Source organism: Mangrovicoccus sp. HB161399 (genome assembly GCF_013184745.1).
Taxonomy (GTDB): domain Bacteria; phylum Pseudomonadota; class Alphaproteobacteria; order Rhodobacterales; family Rhodobacteraceae; genus Mangrovicoccus.
The window spans coordinates 1-2077 of sequence record NZ_JAATVU010000201.1 but is presented as its reverse complement, the minus strand read 5'-3'; the positions used below and the strand labels follow the sequence as shown (position 1 = coordinate 2077).

At 69.9% G+C, this 2077-nt stretch carries 1 protein-coding gene; it reads left to right on the top strand.

What is annotated here, in order from left to right:
• The coding region (locus tag HCC78_RS32230) for a hypothetical protein (protein ID WP_172332770.1) at positions 1 to 2077 on the top strand (2077 nt) is incomplete at both ends.

Sequence of the window (2077 nt, the reverse complement as noted above, 5' to 3'; positions counted from 1 at the left end):
GCTCAAGGACGAGATCCTGGCGGCGCTGGCCGGTGACGGCGTGCTGCCGCCGACCGTGCCCGAGGCCTTCGGCACGGCCGACTGGACGCTGGCAGGCGCCGAGTCCGAGAGCGGCGACGAGCTTCTGCTGGAAATCCTCTATCTGCCCGAGGACGGCGGAGACGCTATTTCCGCGCTCGAGTTCCGGGTGGGCGGCGGCGCGGCGCAGGTGCTGTCCGGCATCGGCACTGGCGTCCGCACGATCCGCGTGCCCGCGCTGCAGGATGCGGTCGTGCAGATCCGCGCGGTCAATTCCATCGGGGCAGGGGCATGGTCCATCGACAAGACCGCCGTCCCGACGGAATCCCAGGCTGTGCCTTCCGCCTTCACCACGGGCATGTGGACGCTGGCCGACAGCCCGTCCGCTGGCGGCGACCGCCTGACGGTCACGGTGTCGGCCATGCCAGATGCGGGCAGCGATCCCATCACCGCGCTGGAATATCGGGTCGGCAGCGGTGCTGCCGTGGCACTCTCCGGCTCTACCACGGGCACCTACCAGATCACGGTCCCGGCCGGGGCCGCGGCAAGCGTCCAGCTGCGCGCGGTCAACGCCGTCGGCGCGGGCGCTTGGGGCGATGTCAAGGCGGCAACCCCGACCGTGGCGCCTGCCGTTCCCGCTGCCTTCACCGCTGGCCAGTGGAGCCTTGCAGACAGCCCGTCCGCGGGCGGCGACACGCTCACGGTCACCATCGGCGCCCTGCCCGACGAGGGCAGCGACCCGATCACGGCGCTGGAATACCGAGTTGGGACCGGCGCGGCTGTCGCGCTCTCCGGCACCGTGACCGGCTCCTATTCGATCACCGTTCCGGCCGGTGCTGCGGCAAGCATCCAGCTGCGCGCGGTCAACGCCGTGGGCGCTGGCGCCTGGGGCGACGCCAAGATCGCCACTCCGACCGCATTGCAGTCCGCCCCCGCCGCCTTCACCGCGGGCATGTGGACGCTGGCCGACAGCCCGTCCGCTGGCGGCGACCGCCTGACGGTCACCATCAGCACGCTGCCATCGCCAGGAACTTCCGTGATCACCTCGCTGGAGTATCGGGTCGGCGCCGACGCTGCCGTGGCACTCTCCGGCTCTACCACGGGCACCTACCAGATCACGGTTCCCGCAGAGACTGCAGCCGACGTTCAGCTGCGCGCGGTCAATGCCGTCGGCGCGGGCGCCTGGGGCGACACCAAGACCGTCACGCCGACCGTGCAGGCGACTGCGCCGAGCGCCTTTGCCGATACGGACTGGTCGCTGGAAGACAGCCCGAGCACCGGCGGCGACAAGCTCTGGCTCACCATCGGCACCGTCCCGGACGACGGCAACTCGGCGCTGACCTCGATCCAGTACCGGATCGGGACGGGTGCTGCGACCGATCTTCCGGCAGTCACGCCCGGCAGCTATCTGATCACGGTTCTGGCCGGTGCCGAGGCTTCCGTTCAAGTCCGCACGGTGAACGCCGAGGGCGCGAGCGCATGGTCGACCGCCAAGACCGCCACCCCGACCGTCGGCACTGCGGCGGCCATCACCTTCGGTTCGCTTACACCCATCGGTCAGGGATCGGCTCCCATCGCCGAGGCGGACGGCACCTATGGCCAGTTCACCGTGGCGTCGGGGCGGGTGTCGGGCAACACCTCGCCGCTGGCCACCGGCAACACCGTGATCGGCAGCACCACCGTCAGCGTCACGGCAGGCACCCAAACCGTGTCGAGCCAGGCAGAGCTGCGCGGGTTCCTGATCGGCGATGCCGCGTATCGGGGCCTGCCGTCATCCGGCGGCACGATCTGGGTTCGCCCGGGCGACTACGACAACGGCTCGGCCAGCTTCTACAATCTCTGGAACGCTCCGGGCGACATCATCATCCGCGGCCTCGACCCGGCAAGCAAGCCGCGCCTGTTCAAGTATTCGATGCCCGCCGGAACCCATGTGGCGGCTCCCGACTCCATCGTGTGGCGCGACATCGAGTTCATGAACGCAGCCGTGATGCAGGACAGGACCGGCAGCAGCTATGTCCGCCCGTCGTCCACCATCCTCTACTCCGCCGACTTCCCCGGC